At 47.3% G+C, this 25,766-nt stretch carries 18 protein-coding genes; 8 read left to right on the top strand and 10 right to left on the bottom strand.

Going from position 1 to position 25,766, the window contains the following annotated elements:
• Positions 1-304: 304 nt before the first annotated feature.
• The 4 genes from LI114_RS06435 to LI114_RS06415 form a co-directional block, all read right to left on the bottom strand.
• The gene (locus tag LI114_RS06435) at positions 305-766 is read right to left on the bottom strand and encodes a hypothetical protein (RefSeq protein ID WP_227219966.1); all 462 of its coding nucleotides are present in this window, start codon (positions 764-766) and stop codon (positions 305-307) included.
• Complete coding sequence (locus tag LI114_RS06430; RefSeq protein WP_227219965.1) at positions 763-1,569, bottom strand: DNA polymerase beta superfamily protein; 807 nt, start codon at positions 1,567-1,569, stop codon at positions 763-765. Before LI114_RS06430 ends, LI114_RS06435 begins: the two co-directional genes overlap by 4 nt.
• Positions 1,570-1,841: 272 nt before the next feature.
• Entirely contained in the window at positions 1,842-2,477 is a 636-nt protein-coding gene (locus tag LI114_RS06420) for a GyrI-like domain-containing protein (protein ID WP_227219964.1), read from the bottom strand.
• A 29-nt stretch (positions 2,478-2,506) separates the two neighbouring features.
• Positions 2,507-3,448 carry a hypothetical protein gene (locus LI114_RS06415; protein WP_227219963.1) on the bottom strand — a complete coding sequence of 314 codons (942 nt, stop codon included), beginning with the start codon at positions 3,446-3,448 and terminating at the stop codon, positions 2,507-2,509.
• 134 nt (positions 3,449-3,582) lie between these two features.
• On the opposite strand from LI114_RS06415, the gene LI114_RS06410 reads away from it, so the two are divergent.
• The gene (locus tag LI114_RS06410) at positions 3,583-3,768 is read left to right on the top strand and encodes a hypothetical protein (protein WP_227219962.1); all 186 of its coding nucleotides are present in this window, start codon (positions 3,583-3,585) and stop codon (positions 3,766-3,768) included.
• Positions 3,769-3,819: 51 nt separating this feature from the next.
• A complete protein-coding gene (locus LI114_RS06405; protein ID WP_227219961.1) occupies positions 3,820-4,440 on the top strand; it encodes an L-2-amino-thiazoline-4-carboxylic acid hydrolase in 621 nt (206 codons plus the stop codon).
• Positions 4,441-4,478: 38 nt separating this feature from the next.
• Here the strand turns inward: LI114_RS06405 and LI114_RS06400 are convergent, their stop codons facing one another.
• Entirely contained in the window at positions 4,479-5,012 is a 534-nt protein-coding gene (locus tag LI114_RS06400) for a methylated-DNA--[protein]-cysteine S-methyltransferase (RefSeq protein ID WP_227219960.1), read from the bottom strand.
• A 203-nt stretch (positions 5,013-5,215) separates the two neighbouring features.
• Between LI114_RS06400 and LI114_RS06395 the strand changes: the two genes are divergently transcribed.
• From LI114_RS06395 to LI114_RS06380, 4 genes are all read left to right on the top strand, one after another.
• Positions 5,216-6,217, top strand: a complete 1,002-nt coding sequence (locus LI114_RS06395; protein WP_227219959.1) for a LacI family DNA-binding transcriptional regulator — start codon at positions 5,216-5,218, stop codon at positions 6,215-6,217.
• Positions 6,218-6,381: 164 nt separating this feature from the next.
• Positions 6,382-8,340 carry a PTS beta-glucoside transporter subunit IIBCA gene (locus tag LI114_RS06390; protein ID WP_227219958.1) on the top strand — a complete coding sequence of 653 codons (1,959 nt, stop codon included), beginning with the start codon at positions 6,382-6,384 and terminating at the stop codon, positions 8,338-8,340.
• Between the two features lie 18 nt (positions 8,341-8,358).
• Positions 8,359-9,729, top strand: coding sequence for a glycoside hydrolase family 32 protein (locus LI114_RS06385; RefSeq protein ID WP_227219957.1), 1,371 nt, complete (start codon positions 8,359-8,361; stop codon positions 9,727-9,729).
• Between the two features lie 37 nt (positions 9,730-9,766).
• Positions 9,767-10,732: a carbohydrate kinase family protein gene (locus LI114_RS06380; protein ID WP_227219956.1), complete on the top strand. Its 966-nt coding sequence runs from the start codon at positions 9,767-9,769 to the stop codon at positions 10,730-10,732.
• Between the two features lie 95 nt (positions 10,733-10,827).
• On the opposite strand, the gene LI114_RS06375 is transcribed toward LI114_RS06380, so the two are convergent.
• From LI114_RS06375 to LI114_RS06355, 5 genes are all read right to left on the bottom strand, one after another.
• Positions 10,828-13,485, bottom strand: a complete 2,658-nt coding sequence (locus LI114_RS06375) for a hypothetical protein (RefSeq protein ID WP_227219955.1) — start codon at positions 13,483-13,485, stop codon at positions 10,828-10,830.
• A 408-nt stretch (positions 13,486-13,893) separates the two neighbouring features.
• A complete protein-coding gene (locus LI114_RS06370; protein WP_227219954.1) occupies positions 13,894-21,147 on the bottom strand; it encodes a hypothetical protein in 7,254 nt (2,417 codons plus the stop codon).
• Positions 21,148-21,159: 12 nt separating this feature from the next.
• Positions 21,160-22,182: a hypothetical protein gene (locus tag LI114_RS06365; protein ID WP_227219953.1), complete on the bottom strand. Its 1,023-nt coding sequence runs from the start codon at positions 22,180-22,182 to the stop codon at positions 21,160-21,162.
• A 42-nt stretch (positions 22,183-22,224) separates the two neighbouring features.
• Entirely contained in the window at positions 22,225-23,088 is an 864-nt protein-coding gene (locus tag LI114_RS06360) for a hypothetical protein (protein ID WP_227219952.1), read from the bottom strand.
• Positions 23,089-23,113: 25 nt separating this feature from the next.
• A complete protein-coding gene (locus tag LI114_RS06355; protein ID WP_227219951.1) occupies positions 23,114-23,971 on the bottom strand; it encodes a hypothetical protein in 858 nt (285 codons plus the stop codon).
• Positions 23,972-24,762: 791 nt separating this feature from the next.
• Here LI114_RS06355 and LI114_RS06350 point away from each other — a divergent pair.
• Both LI114_RS06350 and LI114_RS06345 read left to right on the top strand, forming a co-directional pair.
• The gene (locus LI114_RS06350) at positions 24,763-25,047 is read left to right on the top strand and encodes a hypothetical protein (RefSeq protein WP_029534795.1); all 285 of its coding nucleotides are present in this window, start codon (positions 24,763-24,765) and stop codon (positions 25,045-25,047) included.
• A 15-nt stretch (positions 25,048-25,062) separates the two neighbouring features.
• Positions 25,063-25,719: a hypothetical protein gene (locus tag LI114_RS06345; RefSeq protein WP_227219950.1), complete on the top strand. Its 657-nt coding sequence runs from the start codon at positions 25,063-25,065 to the stop codon at positions 25,717-25,719.
• Positions 25,720-25,766: the final 47 nt, after the last annotated feature.

Genomic DNA, 25,766 nt, shown 5'->3' with positions numbered 1-25,766 from the left:
ACACAATTCACTCGCCAAGTCAAGCATTTTCACTCAAAAACACTCAAAAACCGCAAACTTTGTGCAGCCGCACAAATCGCCCGAGCCGTCTTTATGCACTTTGTACAAAAGTTCTCTCAAGTGTGGAGAAAAATATGTGTGCGGGTTCGTAATGGGCATAAAAATACAGCCGCGAGGGGGTGGCTCACGGCTGTTGAAAATACATATTTAAGACAACACCGCACAGCTATTGTGTACGTATTACGCCGTCAGATTTTTCGTCAGATTGCCTAAAGCCGATAGGCGGTAGTTGCGCGGAGTTGCCTTAATTCTTCTCCCCGCCGATCCTGCGCAGTATCATCACCACAAAAGTCTGCAATATCGGCAGGAAAAGCAGCATTGCGGCGGCGGTCAGCACGAACAGCAGCGTCAGCGCTTCGCCAAGCGCCATGCCCATATCGTGCGTCGGCGCAAGGCCGTCATAAACGCGGTACGCCGCCAGCGCGGTCAGCAGTAAAAGCGCCGCCGCCGCGCATATCGCTAAGATGAAAAAAAGCACCTTGCCCGCCGCGCGCAGTTTGTCGCTTCGGGCGAGCATACGGCGGCTTATTAGCGATGCGGGATAGCTGAATATCAGCACACCCGCGGGGAACACCGCAGCCGCCGCTATCCGCATCGAAACGTCCTCGCTGATCGTCGCGATGAGAAAGCCGACTAGCGTGAGCGCGGCAATTATCAGCGAGGCGCGCAGGTAAAGCCCTTTAGCGGGCGCTTTCACATCGCTCACAGCGCGACCTCCCCGCAGACCACGCGCGCGTTTACCGAGATAACGAAATCCTCTATCTTTTTCATATCCGGCTCGGGCGGCAGCGAGGTGTTTGCGGCGGCGTACTCAAGCCTTTTGCGCAGATCCTCCACCAGCTCGAAAAATTCGGGAGTGGGCTTGTCGCCGTCGGTGAGGTATTTGCCGCTGCGAATGTCCATAAGCAGGCCGTGCTCGGCTTCGCGGCAGGTCTTTACAACGCCTTTTTCCAGAATGTCGAAGCACATATACATCAGCCGAACGAGGTGCATCGAGTGCTTGCCGAGCTTGTTGTGCTGTATCGCCCTGCGGTTTCTGATGCCCATGCTGCTGTCCGAACCGTTCAGAAGCATATGCAGCTGCCTGTCGGCATACCCGCCGAAACTTTTTGCCGCCCGCTGAGAGAGGAAAAGCCCAGTGTTATTGAGCAGCTCTCTGCCGATGCTCGTTACCTTTATATACTGGTCGGGGTTCAGCCCCAGCAGCTCTATCGTGTTCGGATTACAGTTCGCGAGAAGCTGCACCAGCTTTTTGAATGAGTAGACCACGGTATCGGTAGCCGTTTCGCTGACCTGCTCAAAATCTCTGCCCAGCAGTATCTCGCGCCTGCTGTTTACAGCGCAGCCGCGTATATCTATGTCGGAATTTTCATTATTAGTGCCGTAAGCGAGCGAACCGCCCAGCCCGAGGAGTATCACATTATCCCCCAGCCTTTCATCATCGCGCAGAAAATCATACTCCGCGGCGGAAAGTATCTCGTCAAAATCCATATTCATAACCATGCTCATTCGCCTCATTTCTTTGTGTCAGTTATGATTTATCAGTTATGCCCTCCAGATATTTTGCGGGCACGCTTTTGGTAAGCCAAACGCCGTTTTCCGAAAGGTAAAAAACATATCCGTCTTTATACATATCGCCCGTGTGCACCTTATAAACAAAAGGCCTGCCGTGCCGTGCGGGTCTAGCTTTATCGCGCCGGGCTTGTGGCGCAGTATCAGACTGATAAATTTGCTTGTTCTCGTCATTTCTTTTTTATCCATAATGCTTTCTTCTATCTAGGTCAGCGTATCTTTTTTATCGGGTGTCTTATGACGGTTTTCCACTTTTCGGGCGCAGACTTTCTCACGTCTGAAAGATATATCTCGTGGTGCAGGCGGCTTTCGCTAAGGTCGTTCTCGCAGCCGTTTTCCGCCAAATATTTATCCATCAGCGCTACGCTTTCAGGCTCGCTGTCGAAACTGCCGATGTGCATTATCTGCACGCAAAGCCCCTCTTCTATCGTGAGAAATTCCGCCGATGAGCAGTCGAGCTTTTTCTTTTTTGAAGCCGTTTCCACCGCCCAGTCAAAGTCATCCCGCGTGATGAAATCGGGCAGGCGGATAACTGAGATCCATTTAAAAGCGGCTTTGTCGGCGTAATTTATACCATCAACGCCCTCATGCCACCAAAAGCCCTCGAGCGGCGGCACTACATATTCAAAAAAGCCCGCTATCTTATGGTCGGTCTTATAGCTCATTTTCAGCGTGTACGCCACGGCATACAGCAAGCCTATCGCCTGCTTGTAAGCGCCGCCCTCTTCGTTAGGGTCGCCCGTACCCCTCACGGCGATGTAGTTCGCCTTTGGGACTTCCACTATCTCGGGCTGTTTTTTCGGCATATAAAACTCCTTGTATTCTTTTTTAAAATCAAAAGCCATCCTGCATTCTCCTTGTCAAATCGTCAAATTCAGAAAAGATCAAGCATACCGTCAAGGTATATCTCTTCGCGCACTTTTAGCTGATACTCGGGCTTTGTCATGTAATACAGCAGAAATTCCAGCACCATCGCGCTGCCCAAGCCCCTGCCCTCTATCTTGAAATTCGTGAAACCCATCGGCAGGTAAACGCTGCGAATATCGTCAATGCCGATGAACGCGGGGCTTTCCATCGCGCGGGAAAATCGGTAGCCCTCGGCGGCGTGCGGCGCTTTGCAGATATGGTCGGCGCACGGCTCGCCCAAATTTTTGCGGCTGACGTTTTCGTAGCAGGCTTTGCGCTCGGTACAGCCAACCCAGCAGCATTCGTTGCAGAGAAACTCCACCTTGTCTTTCAGCGCCTGCGGCAGCTTGCCGAGCTTATCGAAAGCTTTGTTCAGCCGAAAATCGGGCACGGCATAGCGGTAGTCCTCCCGCTCCAGCTCGCGGCGAAAACGCTCAAAGTCGGTCAGTACCTTAGTAGTGGACGACACGAAATAAAGCTGCGGAAAGCGCGTTTTCAGATAGTCGAGCAGCAGGTCGGAAGCGACGATAACGCCGTTTTGCGGGCAATTTTTATCACCCTGCGCGAAAAGTTTGCAGAGGGCGCTGCACTTTTTGTCCGAGAGATGCTCTGCGCCGAGCAGCGAATTGCTGAAAGTCAGCCGCGCGGATATGCCGTACCCGCGCATAAGCATGAGCACCTCGCGCGGGTCGTGGTCGCCGAAGCCCGCTCTGCCGCCGCCCCATACGCAGTCCGCGGGCGCGCCATACACCGAGCCTATCTCGCACCAGTCGTAAAAATACTCGCGGTGTTCGCGGTACAGCGGCAGAAAAGCGGCGTACAGCTCGTAAAACTCGAACAGCCCCGGCAGGTGGTAAACAGCGCGGCGCGGGAGTTCGGCATTGGCGAAAAATTCGGTCAATTCGGTCATGGTCAGGTCACCTCAGTATAATTATAACACAAACGGCGGCTAAGTGTCAAACGCTATTGACATCTGCGGCGCGGCGTGTTATCATATAAGCGAAGGATCATACTATCATACTATCATTTAAAGGCGACAGGCTTATGAAAAACAGCGACAAGAAAAAAATACTTGAACACCTCTCGCGGCAGAACTTCGCCGACGGCTCGAGCGCCGCGTTTTTCACCGACTCGGCAGGAGCAGGGTACATAGTGAAAGTCAAGCGGGGGTTCGGGGTGAGGGTCGCTTGTTTTTACAAGGACGGACACTGCCATGCATGTGTGGTATAATTAAACTAGCAAAAGCGAGCGCTTTGCGGGAAATATCATGGAGGTACAGGTATGAAAAACACGTTTGGCGTAAAGATGGTTTATAATTTTTACCATAGCGCTGTAAAAACGGAATTGAAAAGGCGGGGCTTGCCGAAAGAGCTCGCCGAGAAGATCGACAGCGAGCACAAAAAGATACTCGCGCGGGCGAAAGACATCGGAAGATCGCGACTTCTCAGCTCGTACATCATGGCGAGCTACTTCATCGCGTTGAACCGCGGCACGGGGCTTTCGGCGGAGGAGAATTACGAGATATACCGCGACGGACTGTGCGCCTCGAAACTTTTTCACAAGGTGCTGGGCGACGCCGAAAGCTACCTCGACCCCAAAAAGATGGAAGGCAGACTGCAATGGTCGGCCGAAAGCCACAAGCGCGAGTATGAAAACGACTGGGTGGTAGACATTCTCCCCGGCAACGGCGAATACGATCTGGGTTACGATTATCACGAATGCGGGGCGTGCAAGCTTTGCAATGACGAGGGCTGTCCCGAGCTGGCGGCGTACATCTGCCGCATGGATTTCGTGCTGGCGGACATCATGAACATGAAGCTTGTGAGGACGGGAACTATCGCCGAGGGCGCGCCGTACTGCGATTTCAGATACAGCAGGATAAGGAGCAGTGAAGAGAAGTGAGCTTGGGTGATGAACAAGGTCGCGGGCAGGTGACCGCTTCACACCGCCGTCCCTTTCTTCGGCATGAAAAATCCGCTCATGTCGATGTGCTCAAGCTCCAGCAGCTTGATCTTTTTGTCGATGCCGCCCGCGTAGCCTGTCAAATTCCCGCCCGCGCCGACTACGCGGTGGCAGGGGATTATTATCGAGATCTCGTTGTGGCCCACCGCCCCGCCGACCGCCTGCGCCGACATTTTCGCCAGCCCGCGCTTTTCGGCAAGCCGCCGCGCAAGGTCGCCGTAGGTAACGGTCTGCCCGTATGGTATCTGCAAAAGCAGCTCCCACACCGCCATGCGAAAATCAGTGCCAACGGGGTGCAGCGGCGGCGTGAAATTCGGCTCAGCGCCCGCGAAATAAATATCCAGCCAGCTTTTTGCCTGCGAGAGCGTGTGCGTTTCCCGCTCGGTATGTTCGACGGGCAGGTTATCGGCAAAGTATTTTTCGCCGTCGAACCACACCCCCGTAAGCCCCTGCCCGTCCGCCGCGAGCAAAATATCGCCCAGCGGCGAATCGTAATGCTGAATGTACGTCATGTTTTACACCTCGAATATCAATTTTTTCAATTATAGCATAGTTTAACTGAAAAGTCTATTCCGACTGCCGTATCTCTGCCGATACGGCAGTTTTTCATGCCCTATATGCAACTTACCCCGCACTGTATATGAAATATTCATATGAAACCATATTGAAATTTCACACCGATGGTGATATACTATATATAAAGGAGCGATAACTGATGAATATTACCGAATTTGCAAAGGTGGCGGGAGTGTCAAAATCCGCCGTAAGCAGATATTTTAACGACGGCTATGTGAGCGAGGAAAAACGCAGGCTCATCGAGGCCGCAATAGAGGCTACGGGCTACGCGCCCAGCGTTCAGGCGCAGAACGTGCGCACGAAAGTGACAAAGCTCGTCGGCGTGATAATACCTAAACTTTCCAGCGAGAGCTGCGCGCGCGAGGTCGAGGGGATAAGCCAGGTGCTGAGCGAGCAGGGCTACCAGCTTTTGCTCGTCAACTCCGCCAACGACCCCAAAAAAGAGGTGGAGTACCTGGAGCTTTTCCGCAGCAACCGCGTTGACGGCGTTATCTTCCTCGCTTCGATATTCACGCCGCTGCACGACGCCGTGCTGAAAAAAATGCGCGTGCCCGTCGTCATCATGGGGCAGGAATACAAAGGCGCAAACTGCGTTTGCCACGACGACTGCAAAGCCGCCTATTCCGCCGAGATGCTGATGCTCGAAAAAGGCGGCAAAAAGCCTGCTTTCATAGGCGTTACCGAAAGCGACAAGGCAGCGGGTCTGGCGCGAAAAGAGGGCTTTCTCCACGCGCTCGCCGACAGCGGTATCTCGATCAGCCGCGGCGATATGCTCACGGCTAAATTCAAAATGGATTCGGGCTGCGAAAAGGCGCTGGCGCTGCTGAAAAGCGGAAAAAAGTACGACCACATATTCTGCGCGACCGACAGCATAGCGGCAGGCGCGCTGCTTGCCTGCCGCGAACTGGGGCTGAGAGTGCCCGAGGACGTAATGCTCGCAGGCATCGGCGATTCGCAGCTTTGCAAGGTGACCTCCACCACGCTGACCTCCGTGCACTTACACTACCGCACCGCGGGCATTGAAGCGGCGCAGATGCTGCTAAACTCGCTGAAGCGCGAAAGCCCTATCCCCCGCACTCTAACGCTTGATTTTGAGCTGATAGAGCGCGGCTCTACGGATAAGGATCATGAAACTGTATGAAACCTTGTAAATCCCCAACATAAGTTTATAGTATTTGTCAATAGACAAAACGCGCAGCATGAGCTATAATATAGTTAATGAAATCGGTATCACACATAAGAGTGAAACCGAAAATGAATAGTCCGGACAAAAAATAAAAATTTATGCAAAGGACGGTACGTTTTATGGATCACAGAAGCTCAGCTCGTGAGATACTTTCCGCTATCGGCGGCAAAGACAACCTAATAAGCGCGGCGCACTGCTCTACAAGACTGCGCCTGATAATCGCAGACAATTCAAAAGTACAGAAAGAAACGCTCGAAAACATCGACGTGGTAAAGGGCGTTTTCGAGGCAGCGGGACAGCTGCAGATAATCATCGGCACCGGTACAGTCAATAAGGTATACGATGAATTTATCGCAGAGTCGGGCATTGAGGCGGCTTCAAAAGACGAGCTGAAAACGCAGGCGGCTCAGAAGCAGAACTGGTTCAAAAGGCTGATAAAGACCCTCGGCGACGTTTTCGTACCCATAATCCCCGCGATAGTTGCAGGCGGCCTTATAATGGGCATAATGGAAGCGCTGAACTTCATGGCGGCGAACGGCTTTATCTCGCTGGATACTAACGGCTACGTTTTCACGATATTCAAGCTGCTCTCAAACGCGGCGTTCACATTCCTGCCGATACTTATAGGCTACTCGGCTACTAAGGTCTTCGGCGGCAACCCCTACCTCGGCGCAGTCATCGGAATGTTCCTCATACACCCCGACCTGCAAAACGCATGGACAGTTTCCGCCAACGGCTACGAACAGACCTTCTCGATATTCGGTCTTTTCAACGTGCACATGGTGGGCTATCAGGGTCACGTTATCCCGATAATCATAGCTTCATTCATTCTTGCTAAGATAGAAAAAAAGCTGCACAAGGTAGTGCCCGATATAATCGACCTTTTCGTAACGCCCCTCGTCAGCCTTACGGTAACGGCGTTCCTTGTTTACACCTTCATAGGCCCCGTATTCGTAGCGCTTGAAAACGGCATCATCACAGGCGTTCAGAAGCTGATACTTCTCCCCTTCGGCGTCGGCTCTTTCATAATGGGCGGCTTCTACTCCACCACAGTAGTAGGCGGCATACACCATATGTACACAGTTATCGACATCGGTCAGCTCGCAAAATACGGCGCTACCTACTGGCTGCCGCTCGCCTCCGCCGCGAACATGGCTCAGGGTGCTGCCTGCCTTGCAGTTGCGGTAAGAAGCAAGAACAATAAGATACGCTCTATGGCTTACCCCTCTGCGCTTTCATGTATGCTCGGAATTACTGAGCCTGCTATCTTCGGCGTGAACCTCAGATTTGTAAAGCCTTTCATCTTCGGCTCTATCGGCGGAGCTTGCGGCGCAATGGCGGCTTCAATACTCCACCTCGGCGCTACTGCTACGGGCGTTACCGGCATATTTGCGATACTCCTCACACTCAACCACCCCGTAAAGTATATCATCTCTATGCTCATCGCGATGGGCGTAGCTTTCACGCTGACATGGTTCTTCGGCACCAACAATGAGCAGATAAAAAACGAGAGCAAGCCTGCTGAGAAATCTGAAAAGACCGAGCAGACCGAGCAGACCGAGCAGACCGAAAAGATTGCTGAGATCACCGACACTGCAAACACTGCCGATACTTCAGACAACGGCTTTATCACCTCTCCGCTCAGCGGCAAGGCTGTAAAGCTCGAGAACGTTCCCGACCCAACATTCGCGCAGGGCATACTTGGTCTTGGCGCAGCTATCGAGCCGACCGAGGGCAAGGTAGTAGCCCCCGCTGACGGCAAAGTTGAAACGCTTTTCGACACCCTCCACGCCGTAGGCCTTACGCTGGATAACGGAAAAGAACTGCTGATACACATCGGCATAAACACCGTGGCGCTGAACGGCGAAGGCTTCGTGCCCCACGTTTCAGAGGGCGACAGAGTTACAAAGGGCCAAACGCTGATGACTTTCGACATCGACTTTATAAAAAGCAAGGGATACCAGACCGTTACTCCCGTGCTGGTGGGCAATTCAGACGATTTTTCCGCCGTGGAACAGCTTGCAGCCGAGGGCGCGCAGGTATCCATAGGCGACGAGCTTATAAAAGTTACGGACTGAAACTTAGAGAGGCAAAGTATGGATAATAAAGAGATAATGGAAAACAGAGAGCGCATCAAAAACGCGAAATGGCGTCAGAGATTTCATATCGAGCCGCCCGACGGCTGGCTAAACGACCCGAACGGCCTTAGCTTTTACAAAGGCGAATACCACGTTTATTTTCAGTACAGCCCCATAGCCGCCGACGGCCACACGCCCCGCGGCTGGGGACATTACCACGGCGCAGACCTCATGCACATGGCCTACGACAAAGCGGTAATGATGCCCGATATTCCCGAGGACAGCCACGGCGTTTACTCAGGAAGCGCCATTGAAAATGACGGCGTTCTGCACATATTCTACACCGGAAATGTGAAGATGGAGGGCGACTACGACTACGTTACGGCGGGCAGGGGCGCGAACGTGATACACGTCACCACCGCCGACGGCAGCGAGGTCAGCGAAAAGCAGGTGCTCCTGCGAAACAGCGATTACCCCGACTTCTGCTCCTGCCATGTCAGAGATCCTAAGGTATGGAAAGAGGGCGAGGTCTGGAAGATGGTACTGGGCGCGAGAACTCTCGGCAACGAGGGCTGCGTGCTGGTGTACGAATCCGCAGACCTCATAAACTGGAAGTATACGGGCAAAGTATACAAAGAGGGCTATGGCTATATGTGGGAGTGCCCCGATTATTTCGAGCTGGACGGCAAAGGCTTCCTCAGCACCTGCCCGCAGGGTCTGCCGCACTACGAAACTAAGTGGCAGAACCTCAATGAGTCGGGCTATTTCCCCGCAGATGGCAGGTTGGAAGACAGCCGCTTGGGCGAATTTGCCGAGTGGGACATGGGCTTCGACTTCTACGCGCCGCAGACTTTTCTCGACCCGCAGGGCAGGCGCATACTGATAGGCTGGCTGGGCATGGACAACCGCGTTTACGGCAACGCCACTACCGAACTTGGCTGGCAGCACTGCCTTACCATACCGCGCGAAGTCACTCTCGGCGAAAACGGCAGACTGCGGCAGTACCCCATTGCCGAATTTGACGCACTGAGAAAGGGCGAGCGCCGCCACGCCGACGGCTGTACTGCGAAATACGCTCTGCCGCTGGAGATATGCGGCGAACCGACCGCGGACTTCACCATAACGCTTGACGGCAAGCTGGAGCTGCGCTTCGACAAGGCGAAGCAGCTTTTCACCATGGAATTCAGCGACGAAAAGTACGGCTGCGGCAGAGGCACGAGAAACGCCGTTGTCGCAAACGTGAGAAGCATACGCCTTATCGCGGATTTGTCAAGCATAGAGGTGTATTTAAACGGCGGCGAAACGGTAATGTCAACAAGATTTTATCCTGATGGCGACTGCGCCGAGCTTGAAATAAAGGGCTTTGAAGCGCAGGTCTGGGACTTCTAAATCTGAAATATCTGAACTATCTGAGAGGAGAATTGCAATGGGAAACACACTTTTTGCCATAGGCGAAGCTTTGATAGACTTTATCCCCGCGCAGGCAGGCTGCGCATTTGAGGACGTGACGGCTTTCAGCCCGAAAAGCGGCGGAGCGCCGGCAAACGTGTGCGGAGCTTTTACAGTGCTGGGCGGCCGCGCGAAATTCATCACCCAGCTCGGCGACGACCCATTCGGCAAAAAGATAGCGGGCGACCTAGTACGCGCGGGGATAGACACCTCGCTTATCGGCTTTACCGACAAGGCGAACACCGCGCTGGCTTTTGTAAGCCTTGAAACTGATGGAAACCGCACGTTCTCGTTTTACAGAAACCCCTCGGCGGATATGCTTTTTTCAGCCGAGCAGGTGAAAGCGGAGTGGTTCGCCGACGCATATGCGCTGCACTTTTGCAGCGTTTCGCTGGGCGATTTCCCGATGAAAGAAGCACACAGAAAAGCGATAGCCTGCGCGCGTGAAAGCGGCGCTATGATAAGCTTCGACCCAAATCTGCGTTTCCCGCTTTGGAAAGACAAGCAGGCTCTGCACAGCACGGTGAATGAATTTATACCGATGGCGGACATCGTGAAAATTTCGGACGAAGAGCTTGAATTTATCACGGGCGAGAGCGAGATAAGCGCCGCCCTGCCGAAGCTTTTCGCGGGCAACGTAAAGCTTGTCATATACACCTGCGGCGCGGAGGGCGCGTATGCTTTCACCAAAAACGCGCAGGCGCACGCCGCGAGCGAGCGTGTAAAAGCCATCGACACAACGGGCGCGGGCGACGGCTTCATAGGCTCGTTCCTCTACGCGCTGAAAACGCTCGGCGTCACGGCGGACAGCATTTCAGACCTCAGCAGTGAACAGCTGGAGCGCTGCACAGCTTTCTCAAACAAATTCTGCGGCGAGAGCGTACAGCACGAGGGGGCTATCGACTCATACAGAAAGATAGCTTTTGAACAACGCGGCTGCTAATATGCAGGTCACAAATAAAAAACCACCGATACGGCTTTGCGGCTGTATCGGTGGTTTTTTGTTCTTATTCAAATGTATTGTTCGCAAAAAGAGCTTTACAAAGCCTTGTCGATAAATTTCGGGTCGATATGGGCGTTGGTGTAAATGATGTAATCATCAGCTGCTGAGCCGTCGATCATTGCCGAACCCTCATAAAGCGAAGCCGTAAGCACTATCTTATAATTAGAATAGAATGCATTTTCAACCGCTTCAAGATCCGCACCCGTCTTTACATCAAAGTCGATATATACATCAAACAGCCCTGCATTGTCGGGTTCTTCAAAATTATCCCTCGCAGCTGAATATTCCAGCTTTGTTTTGCCTAGTTCACCGCTATTAAAAGTTTCAAGCGTCTGCTCGTCTACACCTTTGATAGTAACGCTGTTCAGATAATCTGAAAGCTTCAGATCGTCAGTATAGCCGTCCTGCTTGCATTGCAGTTCGATCGTCCAGCGTATTTTAAGATTCTTTTTATCTAAAGCAGAAAGCTGCGAGGCATCGTAGATGCCGTTTGTATGGATCAGCGACTTCGTTTCTGTTTCTTCATCAAATGTATTGATGCCCAGCTGGTCGTTCGCTTTTGTCTGTCCATCGCCTCTGTCCTCATCGGGAGTGCCCGAAGATATAGGGTGGTAAGCGTTGAATTTCAGACTTGCGTCAGTCATCGCGTTGCGGTAGTACAAGCATTTTTTGGAGTCCTCCACGGTGTCAGATACGCTGCTGCTGTATGTAGTATCGGCAGCATCATATGCAATACTTGATCTGGCGCTGACATATGTTCCTACATCAGTATTCTCAGCCGAATTCTGCCGTTCGGGGAACTGTGTGACTATACCGCTGTGAGTATAAATTATCTTAAAAGATGTTTTGATCTTAACTTCCGGAGCAACTCCCGTTTCTCCTGCCGTCAGCCATGGTCTTAGGTCGATCGCTTTTTCGTTATTTTGCTCAGATATTTCAAAAAAGTTCGCTGACGCTTTTCCGCAGACCGTATTGTATTCAAGCTTTGGAGGGTCTGTGAGTTCCACACCTGTACTATCATACGCAGCTATCGTATCAGCACCTTTTATCATCTCTATACCGTCAATATCGCCGATCATCTTTTCCGCCACTCCGCCATTAGTGTTTCTTTTGTTCATAAATATATGGCTGCTGTGGTAAATGGAAATATTATTGTTTTTTAAGAGTGCTTTCAGAGCACCTATAAGACCTTTGTCAGTTGTATTGAACGTTATAGTTGAAACAGTTGTGATATTTACATCATTATTCTCGTCATCCATTTCAACGTTTGTATTGCCCTCAAGCGTTTCGACCTCTATAGTATTGCTGAAAAGGTCGGCAAAATTTAGCTGTACTGAGTGATTATTTTGCACTGCACCATTTATCTTGCCGCTTACATTCGGATAAAGACTTGAAGGCGTAGTTAGCTGAAACTGATGGAACAGTACATTTTCAGCTTTAGCCGTAGTCATTGTAAGATAGTAGTCCTCTGTCAGATTTTTTGTATCGGTCGAGAGGTCAAAGCGGTCTGTGTCGCCATCATTAGCAGTGCGGATAGTGGTTTTCTTTCCGCCTATCATTACCGTCATATTTCCTTTTTCGTCCTCAACGAAAGACCCGTCAGCTTTAGTTGTCTTAGTAAATTCCAGCTGACTGCTTACCATATCCGAAAAATCTGCTTCGCTAAAGGCTTTGCCGCTGCTGTCTGTAAAATCAGAAAACGGAAGCTGAAGTATTTCACCATTGTACTTTTCTTTGCCTGTTATAGTGTAATAATACTCTTTGTTCTTATTGTTTTTGTCTATAAGCACAAACTGCGTTCCTTTAGGTATAGTTTTCTCAGTTCCGCCGAAGTTGACATTCAGGTTCAGTACCTTATTATAGTTCCAGTCAAGTCCCGAAGAGCCGCCCATTATATCTTTTATGAAAGTATCAGCAGGGTAAGCCCAGCGCAGATAAGCGGTAACAGGGGTATCGTAGTTTTCGACAAGTACCTTAGGCTTGCTGCCGTTAAAGCCGTTATCGCCCGTTTCATTTGTATATTTGCTCGGGTAATACTGCGTGCCGCTGAATGCCGTAGTGTAGAAATCATACTGATATATCTTTCGCGTCATCACCGGCACATAGACGTGGTAGACCACAGTAGGGGATTTGCTGACCGTAGGGTCGGTATACTGCACATCAATGAGAGTAAACTGTCCTCTGGTATCGCTATCGAATTTATCCGGCTTGGCTTTGAATTTATTGAAGAATTGCTTCTTATCATCAAGTCCATATTCTACTGTCAACTCGTTGATTGATTCTGACAGCGTAACATTATCACCGTTGATATTTGCCTTATAGACTTTAACAGCACTTGCTTTTGACACCTGATTATTTGTAAGAATACTCAGATACGAATTTATTTGTTCTTTTATATCCTCTGTGTTATCGATCAAGATCACGGGAATATCCTTTAAAATATCCTGCTCTGTGCTGAAATTCAGTTTGTTATAATTCGATATATCATCTTTTATATTGGTATAGTGTTTTAGGTTGGTTTTATCTTCGCACTCTGCAATTATGCTTTCCACCGCCTCTGCGCTTGTTCCGTCGCCAGTGAGGAATTTTGCGCCTGTGCCGACATTCTTGACAGGGCTGCTGGTCGCATATGGGAAATTGTCGTCGCTTGTATCGACGCGGCTGATGTTAGCCGCCTCTGTAATGTCCGACAAATTCTCTCCCCTTGTGCTTTCGTCAAGGCACGCGCCGTTGTAGTCGGCGGGGATAACGGTAGCGGTATTGCCTGTACCACCAAAATTTTTATCAATAGTTTTGTCCGAAACCTTATTAGTTCCCTGAACGCTCCAGCCAACGATCTTGAATGTTTTACTGCTGCTGAATCCGCTGAACAGACCATAGTATGAAGAAGTAGTTTCAAGGTTTACGTTATTTACTACAATGTTATATGCAGATATGTTACCGTTGGTATTATTGCCAATGATACCTCCGATTCTTGATAATCTGTTTTCTCCTTTTATGGTACAGTTTTCAACTTTGCTGTTGCAGATATTTCTTGAATAATTATTCGTTCCTATCAGACCGCCTGCACCATTAGAAGCATTAGTTTGACTGATCGTATATCACGAAACGCTGCAGCCGTCAATGTGATTGGTATATTTTATTTCGCCAAATTTAACTTCTCCTGTTCCAGTGGCAGGAAAATAACCGAACAGACCGCCTACATGTTCAATACCGCTAAGTTTACTATTGCCATTTCCCTCAACATTACAGTTATAGGCTTTTACGTTCAATCCGGTATTTGCATTTCCTATCAGACCGGCGACATTTTTACCATACATATCAACATTCTTCAGATTAAAATTTATAAGCAGAACGTTGCTTTTATATGCTAATCCTATCGCGCTGCCAACTCCGTTGAGCGCAGGATTGGTAGTTTCCGTGTTATTTCCCATATGTTTATTTTCGGGCGCTGTAACAGTAACATTTCTTATTATTACTGTACTTAAAGTACTAGTACTTTCACACAGCTGACCGATAATGCCGCCGCAGTTGGTATTTACTTTGGTAGTGTCAGACGTAACAGATTCGTTAAATTCGCTTGTTTTCTCGGTAAGGGTATTTACATACAGATTTGCCTTTCCCTGAATATAGCCTATAACTCCGCCTGCCGCTGCCAGCGTTCCTTTTACGGAAAGATCATTGGCTGAACATTCATTGATGTAAATAGACAGCGATTTGTCGGGCACATAGCCGATAAAGCCGCCGGTCACTCTTTCGCCGCTAATAGTCAAAACATTAAGAGATACATTCCAGAAATTGTATTCGCGTGTATCAGACGCTGTATATCTTAACGAACCGATAATGCCGCCTGTATTCGCCGCCTTGTTTGTGTCAGACGTCATTTTGATCTTTTTATTATCACCCCATTGCTCTTGCGTTAAAGTTCCCGACAAAGTAAGGTCATGAATGGAATTTGATTTTTCTTTGCGATCATCATCAGTTTTAGCTTTCACATCAAAATACAGGTCATTAAAAAGACCAAGACCTATTTTGTCTGCGTTATTGTCGGGGGTATCTGTATTTCTGTAATAGCAATCCCACTCACTGCTGTGGTTTTTAAGATTAGTATTCAGCTTTATCGTACTGCCGTTTCCGTCAAGACCGTAAAGCGCAAGGATATTTTTGCAGATGTCATTATCCTCAATTTCCTGTGGATAAAGCTGACCTATACCTCTGAAACAGTTCGGCAGGTCGTATTTTGCATTTTCAGCAAGCTCCATATAGTGATAATTGCCGCTGCCGGTTATCGCCCTTGCAGGGTAGCTGCCGTCTGTGTCAGCCTTAGTATACTGCCTTATGATGTAAGGAACAGCATCCGCCTTACCCGCGCTGTCCTCTTTCGCAAGCGTGAAATCACTAGGCTGTGTTGTATCATCTGTACCCACCGCCGAATATTTTGCAAGGTGCGTGGTCTTATTCTCCCCGCCGTATGACTTTTTCACAGTATAGCTGCCGTCAGTTCCAGCGTTGCCGCACATCGACTGCGTTATCTCAGACAGAATGAAAAGCGACTGAGAGTCGGGAACGACCATTGTTTTGACATCTTTGCCATTTTCCTGCTTGAAGCTTATCTTGCTGTCAGAATCAGGGTTCAGGTCAGGGATAGGATAATTCTTATCGCTGTTATCAAGAATGGTGCTTGCTATACTGTAACTGCCAGCTTCATTAAAGCAGTAGGCGTTTACAACTCTGCCGACTATCTGATTTACATAGAGATAGTTATTCAGTACGTCAACATTTTGTTTGCTTGTATTCTTGTAAACCTCAAAATTATTTTTGCCGAGCGGCGAGATCTTCTCACTGCCCATATTTCTGAACACAAGTCCGCCGTTTACAACCGCACCGACATATCCGCCTACGGGTATAACTGTGGTGTTCTTATAATAGTCGTTGTTGTTCTTAGAAGTTTTCAGCTGTATTTTTGTATTGGAAAATGAAACGGAAACATCGTCAATAATATTGTCGCCGCCCAGTATTCTTCCAATTACTGCGCCGTATACGGGCGTACCGTTATCGTAAGTCAGCTGACCATCTGCACCATTTTTATCGTTTGTTAAAGTGATAGTTTTCGCCGTTACTTTTATATCCAGATCTTTCACAACACAGCCGTTTGAAACAGATACAAAAGGCTTATCAGAGGGGTTTTCAATGACCATTTTATTGCCATTATAATCTTTTCCCACAACAACTCCTCTGAATGCGTAATCTGAGCCTGCTTGTCCAAGTCCTGCAAATTTTTCAGACAGGGTTATAGTACCACCATTCTCAGCATTGCCCTCAACAAGGTAATACGCCCCCGCAAGGTATGAACAAACATCTGCTTTTGTTATGTTTATGCTTTTGCTGGTATCCTCTACCCATTCATCGCCTGATTTTTTCACAGCAACGAATTCTGAGCCATTATATTCGATTCGTGTATGACCTTTGCCGCCGGCTTTGTCGGAATCCCACTTTTCAAAGTTTTTGTCTTTAGTTGCAGCATTAAGATAATCGTTATCTATATACATCGAAAAGCCTTTGCTGACGTTGCCGCTGCTGAGAATTTCTGCTACCATTGAAAGCGTTGTGCCGTCGTCTATGATAAATGGGTCGTTGTATGTGCCGCAGCCCTTGCCCATTTCCTTGCTGACGTGGTTTACAGCTATTTCGTGAGCATTAGTTACTGAACCACCGTATTCGGTTGCTACATAAGGCAGGAAACTTGAGAAATCAAAACCGCCCTTAACACCGGAAGTTGAAGAAGTAGCCGCAGTTGCCTTTGCATTAGCACTTTCCGGTGAAGTAAAGTGGTTCGTATCATCAGCGGCGTGCTTATCCAAATAACGTCTTTGGTCGTTATCCCCTGCGTCGGGAGCAAACTCCGCTGAGTGAGATATCTCTTTTCCGTAGGTAACGTTATGCTTTGCGCTGCCGTCAGCAGCCCAGTCTTCATCATAGTTATAGTTGTATATCGCAGAAGAACCGCCCTCAGAAGTGTACTGCAATGTATGTATCAGCGTAGCCTTAGTGAATATAGAACTTTTGGTTTTATAACTTTTTTCAAAAGCCGTCTGTGCAGCCGCATTGACATCACTAGTCGTTTTTCTGCCGTCAAGGCGCATATCGCTGAACTGTATAGTCATCTGCAATACTTTGTCGCTGCCTGCCGTGCCTATCAGCGCACTTGCTGCTTTTTCGTTATCAGCATAGCCGCTTGTTGAAACTCCGCTGATCTTTGTTTCAGTATAGCTGCCGATATTGCGTACCAAGAGCGCCATATTTGCAGTATTGTAGTCAGCTTCATTGAGGTTCTTGATAGTAAGACCATCAAGAGCAAGTCCGGATATTGTAAAGCTCGCCTTTTGAGTTGAAGAACCTTCCAAATTGCCGCAGATCAATGCGCCCGAACCCTGCACGTTGAGTTTTTCCGCCGCCGAAGCAAGGCTGTTGCGGTATGCCGCCGCCGTTCCGGAGATAGTGCAGTTTGTAAGCGTTATATTTTTTGTGACATTTCTAAACAGACCACACTGCATAAGATAGTGCTGGCTGTAAGCCCGTGTAGAATATTTCGTTCCGTGCGCATTCTGTATTTCCTTATTGTATAATTTGAAGGTGACTCTGTTGCGCGCTATGGTATTAGAAACATCAACGGGGTAGTAGGAAAGCCCTGTAAGATCTATAACTGTTTCTTCTGTCGGAAATGTGCTATACTTACCGAAATAATCATTGCGGATATTCTTTGCCGCATAGGTATAAGCGCTCCAAAGAGTTGCCTTTTCTCCGCCCGTCTGTGAAGCCTTTTCACGCAGATAGTCAAGGTTATAATAGTAGCGTGTGTACTGATTCGGCTGTGTCTTTCCGAGATCAGTTTTCGGCTTATACTCGTTGGAATTGCTGCTATCCATATTAAGTTTATTGCCGCTTGTACGGATAGAAACAAAGCCCTCGCCGGAAGCTCCTATGTCGTCGCCCTTCATAGTCCTGCCGACTATCTCATCATAAGTGCCGGCAGTGCCTGTATAGGTCATGCCCGCGCAGTCATAAGCGCTGGGGTCAGTTATCTCAAGATAAAGGCGCTTTGGTTCAACTGCGTTGTTTATTTCCGTATTATTTGTTTCTGTAGTATTTGGCAACGTTCTGTCTTCATAGCCCTTGCCAACTATAAGACCGACAACTGAACTGCTCGAGTCTGTAATGCTTGAACTGGTATATTTTAAAGAATTTACCTGCCAGTAGCCATAGGAGCTTGTAACAAGTCCGCCTATTGTTTTTGAAGCTGAATTTTCGACAGTGATCTTAGAGCCGTCAACCGTAACGCCCTTATCGTGAGAAGAATTTTCGCCGATCGTGACGTTCACGTTGTTCCAAGAACCGCCAAGCAGACCGCCTGTGCCGTTGTTGTCTGAGCTATCTGTAATGCTAAAATTGCTGACCTTGACATTATTCAATTTGATCTCGTGTTTGGTAGTTTGATGTTCAACAACGCCGATAAGTCCGCCGTAGCCGTAGAAATGGTATTCTTTTTTGCCGTCTTTTTTTAAGTTTATCGAGTTTTTCATCTCTCCGCTTACGGTAATGCCGTTTACTGTAACATTTGAGCCGGAGTTTTTCACATGACCGATAGTGCCTGCCGAAACGCCATTATATGAGCTGTTTGCATTGCCAGCAAGCGTCATTTTAAAGTTAGATGTGCAGTTATTTAAGGTAACATTCGCAGTATCACTGTCCACTCCGAAAATTGTACCTACGTCTATTCTGTGCGCATCTTTTCTCATTATTATCTTGACATTTGACTTCACATTTTCCGCTGTTGTATTTCCGCTAAACTGCGCAGCAGCCGCGCCGCAGTAAATATCGTCAGCGTTTGCGTCGATACAGATACTGCCGTCAAGAGTTAGATCTTTAATAGTCGCTTTGGAAATTTCGGCAAAAAGCCCCTGATATTTGTGGTCGTATACTGCGCCGGTGTTGCCATTGTCTTTTCCTGCTTCATTTTTGGCTTCATCGGCACCCCTGTATCCGTAAGCCTCGCCTATCGCCAAAGTTATCTTATGGTTTCCGCCGTCAAGAGTACGGGTAAAATCAGTGTTTCCGCCGTCATCACGGGTAAGACCGCGCAGACCTGTACCTCTCAGATCAACATCGCCCGTAAGCGTGATATTCTTTTTCAAGATACTTGCTGAAGTTTCACAGCCGCTAGTAGTAAATGCACCCGACTTTGTTGCAGTATTATGCTGTATACAAAGTGCCAGCTTCATAAAATCAACAGTATTTGCAATTTTATATTCGTTATTTTCGGCAGTAAGACCTTTCAGCGTAACTGTATGTGCAGTTGTATCATATGATACAACGCCCGCTTCTTCAATCGTTTTGTCGCCTATAAGCCTTATGACCTGTCCCCACGGAGAAACATCTTCTACTTTTTTGGTTTCTTCCTTAGGTCTTATATAAGTCCAGCCTTTTTTTGTAGCAGAGTCATAGTTTGAGCCGCTTCCCAAAGCATATATCAGACCATCGTCTTTGCCGCCGTCGGTCTGCAAGTTTACAAGAAGGGCATTTGTCACACCTGTTAATCCGCTTAAATCCGTTTTGCCCGAAAAGCGAACAACGCTGCCGTAGTTGCCGTAATCGACTACTTTATCCACAACGCCAGATTCTACATTTCCGGAAATGGTGTTTTCACCGCAAATATCCAGAAAGCTAGAATAAACAGAATAAGCGATACCGCCGGAGTTGCCTTTTGCTTCAGTTTCGTTTACAATAATTTTGTTCGTTCCGTCGATTTTAAGATAGGTTCTGCCTTTGCTTTCTTTATACCAGCCTAAGTCGCCGACAATTCCGCCGCCGTTCTGGGAATTGTCGCCGTTAAGAGTTAACTCTGTCTTGACGTTTTTAATAGTGAAAGTATTTTTAAGATTACCATTTACATTCAGAATTTTTCCGATAATTCCTCCGACAGTACCCTTGTTAGATTTAACTTTAAAGTCAACATCACTATTTGCATCTTTTGCTGTTTCATTGTATATTGTAATTTTTGCCGCACTACTTTCGGTGTCATTTCCTTTTAATTCAAATCTTCCTGCAAATCCGCCGCCCGCATTAGCGGATACGTTTATCGCCCCAGTAAGATTATAATCGCTCAGATCAATGTCGAATTCAGCGCCCTCGGCGGCAGAGTAAACACCGAAAACTCCGCCCGCACCGCTCTCCGACGGAGCACCCGTAACTGTGGCATTAAGCGTTCCGCTGTTTGTATATGATACGCCATTAGCAAACGCGATCTTTGCGCCGTTCGCCTTGCCAACAAGACCGCCTGCGGCTTTTCCCTTGTTTTTGTCCGCTGCCGTTATCATCCGTTCATCGGTTATTTTAGGCATTTCATTTATCGTCAGAACAGCCCCTGTGTTCATCTGCCCGATAACGCCGCCCGCAAATTTATTTGCTGAAACACTGCCTAAAGACTTGCTTGTTGCGCCTTTACCACTTGTGTCTTTGATTGTTTTATCAAGCCAAAGATTCAACGCCGAATTTTCACCCATAGTGCCGCATATGCCGCCTGCGGTATCTCCGCCGACAACGTCTGCATTATTTAGGTATCCCACATGAATATCAGCTTTAGCGCCATCGCCAAGATCGCCGATAACGCCGCCGTATCGGGCGGACGCGTCTACGACGATATGCCAAGTCTGGGTTTTCTCGCCTTTTACAACGTGCTTTGCAAAAAGCGGCTCAGTGCCTGTTCCGCCGGCTTTTAAGTAAACAGGTTTATCTTTATCACTACTATTTTGGTTTGTTACAACAGCGTCAGTTGTGACATAGTTGAAAAGTGAAGAGTTTTCCCACGTCAATCCGGTAAAAACGCCATAAGGGTTACTTTCAGTCGCCAAAACGATGGTGACCTTGCCCGCAAAGGGGTGGTCAGCCGTACCTATGCCGACAAAATTTTTTAAATTACAAGCGCTTTCGTTTAATGTTATGGTGAGCGTATCCTTTTCATTATAGCCGACAAGCTCGCCGCTGTCCTCTAATGTTCCGTTTACATAAGCTTCCAGATCTTGACCGCTAGCTATACTTACTTCTTTTGCGTACTCTCTGTATTGAGGCTCTGCCGCTGCCGCTTTCATAGCTGCGTCCGGAATAAGACCGCTTATCTTGCTTATAATGTCAAGATCGGGCATATTATCCGCTATCTGCTGCATTGGCATACCGGTAGTCATGACCGCCGCCGCTATCACAAAAGCAAAAATACGGCGCAGCAAGCCTTTATGTTCTCTTCTGAAACTGCTTTCAGGCTGAGTATTTTTTCCTTTCCTTTTAAGCATTTTATGCTCCATCTGTTTTTCTCCTTATGAGGGCGTAAATTCTGTTTTAATATATTTCTCGCTGAATTCGTCAAGGGCTGTGCCGTTTTTTTGATAGAAATGCACAGCATAACGGCTGACAGCATTTTCAACGGTCGTATCTACTGAAAATGTAATTATCGTTTTGCCGTCGTTTTTAGTGAAAGTATATCCCTGCAATTTGCTGAATATTTCAAGATCATTTTTATCCAATTCTAATATAGCATTATCATACGTCAGCGTAATAGTACCTTTTCCCGCTCCGCTGATAACGTAATTGTAGGCGTCGAAATCTGTCGGCTTTGTACCCGTAATAAGATTGTCGGTAAATTCTCCGCTCCATTCAAGGCTTTGGCTGCTTCGTGAAACGGCTCTGAGTTTACCGCTTATCGCCTTTATATCCTCGTATTTTCCGACAGGCGCTGCAGTTATTTCTACCGCATACTTCGGCGTTGACAATGTATCGGGGTCGCAGTGCAAAATAAATTTCATCTTAGTCTTTGTATTGGCAGGCAGCTTAAACAAGCCGCTATACTCGCCATTCGACTCCGGCCCGTTTATAGCAGTTTCTGTATTTGTGATAGGACTAAGTGTATACTGCGTACTTTCAGTATCTCCGTCAAGATAAGCAAGCTTATATTTATCGCTTGTTGTTTCAGATGTGATGTCTGTACCATCGTAATTCACAAGTTTTGCCGTTATGCGGAAATAAATATCTGAGCCGTATACGCCCATGCCCTTTTTATCATAATTGCATACGTCAATTGTCACAGCAGGATCTGTGGAGTTTTCCGCAAAACCTATACGCTGCACTTCTGAGCCGCTCACGTACAAATATCGTGACGAAAAAAGCATCTCGTCGCTTTCGGAAAGAGAGATAACTCTTTTAGAATGTGTAGTACCCATATACGCCGCATATGTAGCCGCCCCGCTTAAAAGTACGGCGACTATTATCAGCCATACGGTTATCCACGAATTTCTCAGTATTTTGAGTTTCTTTTTTATTCTGTCGATAATTTCGTTATTCAAAATAACAGCCGCCCCCTTTCCTAAAAATATTGCAGTGCCGTTTTAATCTACGCTCTTTCTTGCGGTGATATAAAGCATATCGGTCTCTTTATTATTAGTGAGGTTTTTGTTTTCCCATTTTATTTTGAGCACATAGTAATCTACAAAGCCTACGTCACCGACTTGTCCCGTTACCGGCAGTCCTGTTACCTGCCAGTATAGCGGCTCGGCATATTCGTTGACTTTATCATAGCTGCTATAATTATGCGTATGAAACGTTGTTCCGCCGCCGATATTTTCTTCGCCTTTGCCAATGGTATGGCTATTTTCGCCAGCCTTAGCGTTCAGGAAGCCGCCTTTAACAGTTACGTTGCCCTGCATCTTATCATCAGTTGAATTAGATGTCTGATACGGATAATAATAAGTATTTCCGTCAAGCCCAGACTTATATTCTGCTATCTCATAGCCGCTTCCTACTGTCGGCTTTTCGGTTATGCCCTTTGAAATAACGTCTTCATATGTTTTGCTGTCTACACGGTACAGCTCGTAATCAAAATCTATATTAGTCGTTCGTGCTATTTGAAGATCATATTTTGAAAGATATTTACCTGTAACGCAAAACACATATGTGCCCTCTGTTATGCGCGTTTTGTTTTCGTCATCAAGACGCTCCTCAACGTTTATATTTGAGAGGTCTATCATCTCAACAGGCTCTTCGTTGCCCGCGCCTATCTTGATAGTAGTCGGGGCGTTTATCTTTATTACCGTCGCTGTTTTGCGCTCGCTCGTGAACCATGCAAATACCGGCAGACCTATCACCAGCACCAGTGTTACAACGGCTGCTGCGGAAGCCTGTATCTTCTTTGAGCGTGAAAGTCCATTCCATTTCAGCTGTATCGTTTTCATTAGTTCTTTGAATTTTACCACTCGGCTGCCGCACCTCCAATGCGAATCAGTTTACTGAATTTATCGGGCTGACTGTCATTTCTGCCATGAGAAACATTATATAGTCGCCGATGTCCTCGTCAGCATTATTGTACTGAATACTAAGTCTTGAATAATTCTTTGTTATATCATCTTGAGTAAGTTTGCTTTCGCCATAATAGCCTTTTAAAAAGCCGCCGGGGTCTTTATTAAGCTTTTTAAGCACCTCGTTTGTGCCGTTTATCGTTTGGCATATTACACCCTTGCTGGAATTTTCCAAGACCGCCTCTCCAAGCGTTTCGGGCCACACCCAGTAAACGGTCACTTCGCAAGGCTGAAGCTCGCCGTCGTTATTTTCGGCGAATTTTATCTCTTCTTCAAGATCATCATCTAACATATCGGAATAATATTTACCGTCATGATGCCTGAAAAAAAGTATGTGGCTGTCAACGTAGGCCGCCAGCGTTTTATCGCTCTCGCCAAGTGCGACCGGCGACGGCTTTGCATCATAATCAGTTTTTCCGTCTGTAGTAGTAGGGTACTGTTTTTTATATGGTGTGATCTTCAAATTATAGTTGACTTTTATAGTCTGCTGTTCTTTCGGAACTATCCAAAAGCGGAGAACGCCATGGCTTCCCGGGTGGATACCTGTATCATCTTCATTAGTATCGCTGTCTTTATAGTTATTCGCATTATTGTCCTTAGTCACAAGCCACTGTATGCTCTGCCCATCGGCAGTAGTAAGCACGACGCTGTCAGAATCAAGCCTTTTATATGATGAGTCGAGGCAGCTGTCTAAAAAGCCCTCCGTGCCCTCAGTTTTTAGTTCAAAAGGCAGTGATGCCGACTTCATATCGCCGCCCGCAACGTCAGCGTTCTTATTCATAGTGAACCATGCAAATGTATAGACAAAAATAATCAAGCACAGCAGCACGGCAGAAGATGCAAATTTTATAAAAGCAGTTCTGCGTTTGTTTTTATTAGCGTCAATATTTGAGATATGCCCCTCTGCATTTCTAATTTTCGCAATAATTTCCACCTCGCCGAATGCATACACTTATACATTATGTATTATAAAATAAAGTAGAAAAAAAATCAAGCACTAAGATGTTAATATGACAAATAAAAAAAGAAATTTTATCAAAAAATGTTTGGCCGCGATAATCATCTGCCGCCGCCGGCAACAGCAAGAAACTTTTTCGGTGCGTTTAGAATAGGCTGAAACTATAAGCCGAAAAGTTTGACTTTATGTTTATTATATGGTATTATCAAACCAATTTCACACTGAGTACCACCGAGTCACACTGAGTCACACAAAAAAATCCGATTCCATGGGGCTTTTTAATGGTAGAAAGCTCAAAAACAGCGAAACAGCGCTGTTCTGAAAAATCAAGCATTTTGAAGATTTTTGGTAGAAATTTGGTAGAAAGCCAACGGTAAAAAAGTTGGTAGAAACTTGGTAGAAGCCGAAAACAACCCTAAAACGGTAGAAAGTCTGTTGACAAAGCAAACTGAATAATGGACAATAGCGGACGGTGTTTCATAACAGAAGCGCTGTCCGCTATTTTTATGCCTAAAAATTGAATATTGCACATCGCTTCTCACTGAGCCTGTATGAAAACAGGTCGCTGAGGAGCTTTTTTTATTTCAGATGAACTATGTCAAGGAGGTCTTTCTATGCCGAACCCTACTGAAATCAGTCTGCTCAATTACAACTTTGAAGCTAAAGCCTGTAATGAACTGCTGACGGCAATGCTCAACCATTCAGACTTTGACTACGTTACGGTCGATGAGCTTCGCCGTTACAGTGAGCTTTCACAGTTCACCTTCGATGAGCTTCGTACCGCTGTGTATGAGCTTTGCAAGAGAGGTTTCCTCCTTGTAGTGCAGAAGCCGTATGGTCATGTCTATGCGGTCAACAAGCTGCGAATATCCAACATGGAATTTGTGTACGGAGCGTAAGCAGAGGTGAGAGAAATGGACAAGAAAACAAAAGCAAAAAAGACAATACCAGATACGATCTGCCGAGTACATAGGTCAGGCGGTTATGCCGTTCTGAGCAATTGCTTCGTGCGGTCAACAAATATCGGCTGCGATTCGATAGGTCTGCTCGGCAAGATCAATGACCTACCACCTACATGGAATTTCACGATTGCCGGACTTGTGGCTATCTGTGAGGACGGTGAAACAGCGATCAAGTCTCAACTTGCTGAACTGGAACAGTGGGGATATGTCAAAAAGACCTTGCTGATGCCAAACGAGTCTCCTACGGGCAGGATCAGCTATCTCTATGACTTCTATGAATACTCGGAACTGGACGATTCTATCCCGAAGTATGACATTGAAATGGAGACATTTACAGCAGATAACGCTACCCTGAACCGTGTGAAGAAGGACAGCAATTTCACTATTATCAGTGCAAAGCTCCTCAGAACCAATAAGATCAGAAACAAACTGATCGGCTTTATGCTGAAAGTTCTTTCTCTGCCGAATAGCTGGAATTTCTCTATGTCAGGACTGAAAGCTATCTGCAAAGAGGGCAAGACTGCCGTGCATAACGCTGTGAACAAACTCATTGATATGGGCTACCTTGTTCGCACAAAACTCCTGTCGAATGAGAGCGTGATGATATAGTATAATAAAACTTGACACTCCAACCTCAAAGAAGTAAAATAGAAAGA

The organism is Ruminococcus sp. 210702-SL.1.03 (assembly GCF_020559915.1).
Classification (GTDB): domain Bacteria; phylum Bacillota; class Clostridia; order Oscillospirales; family Ruminococcaceae; genus YE71.
This window is presented reverse-complemented; position numbering and strand designations above follow the sequence as displayed.

Bases quoted from the DNA above. Each gene is read 5' to 3' on its own strand.
- LI114_RS06430 (WP_227219965.1), bottom strand. From the start codon at position 1,569: ATGAGCATGGTTATGAATATGGATTTTGACGAGATACTTTCCGCCGCG.
- LI114_RS06420 (WP_227219964.1), bottom strand. From the start codon at position 2,477: ATGGCTTTTGATTTTAAAAAAGAATACAAGGAGTTTTATATGCCGAAA.
- LI114_RS06415 (WP_227219963.1), bottom strand. From the start codon at position 3,448: ATGACCGAATTGACCGAATTTTTCGCCAATGCCGAACTCCCGCGCCGC.
- LI114_RS06410 (WP_227219962.1), top strand. From the start codon at position 3,583: ATGAAAAACAGCGACAAGAAAAAAATACTTGAACACCTCTCGCGGCAG.
- LI114_RS06405 (WP_227219961.1), top strand. From the start codon at position 3,820: ATGAAAAACACGTTTGGCGTAAAGATGGTTTATAATTTTTACCATAGC.
- LI114_RS06400 (WP_227219960.1), bottom strand. From the start codon at position 5,012: ATGACGTACATTCAGCATTACGATTCGCCGCTGGGCGATATTTTGCTC.
- LI114_RS06395 (WP_227219959.1), top strand. From the start codon at position 5,216: ATGAATATTACCGAATTTGCAAAGGTGGCGGGAGTGTCAAAATCCGCC.
- LI114_RS06390 (WP_227219958.1), top strand. From the start codon at position 6,382: ATGGATCACAGAAGCTCAGCTCGTGAGATACTTTCCGCTATCGGCGGC.
- LI114_RS06385 (WP_227219957.1), top strand. From the start codon at position 8,359: ATGGATAATAAAGAGATAATGGAAAACAGAGAGCGCATCAAAAACGCG.
- LI114_RS06380 (WP_227219956.1), top strand. From the start codon at position 9,767: ATGGGAAACACACTTTTTGCCATAGGCGAAGCTTTGATAGACTTTATC.
- LI114_RS06370 (WP_227219954.1), bottom strand. From the start codon at position 21,147: ATGGAGCATAAAATGCTTAAAAGGAAAGGAAAAAATACTCAGCCTGAA.
- LI114_RS06355 (WP_227219951.1), bottom strand. From the start codon at position 23,971: ATGAATAAGAACGCTGACGTTGCGGGCGGCGATATGAAGTCGGCATCA.
- LI114_RS06350 (WP_029534795.1), top strand. From the start codon at position 24,763: ATGCCGAACCCTACTGAAATCAGTCTGCTCAATTACAACTTTGAAGCT.
- LI114_RS06345 (WP_227219950.1), top strand. From the start codon at position 25,063: ATGGACAAGAAAACAAAAGCAAAAAAGACAATACCAGATACGATCTGC.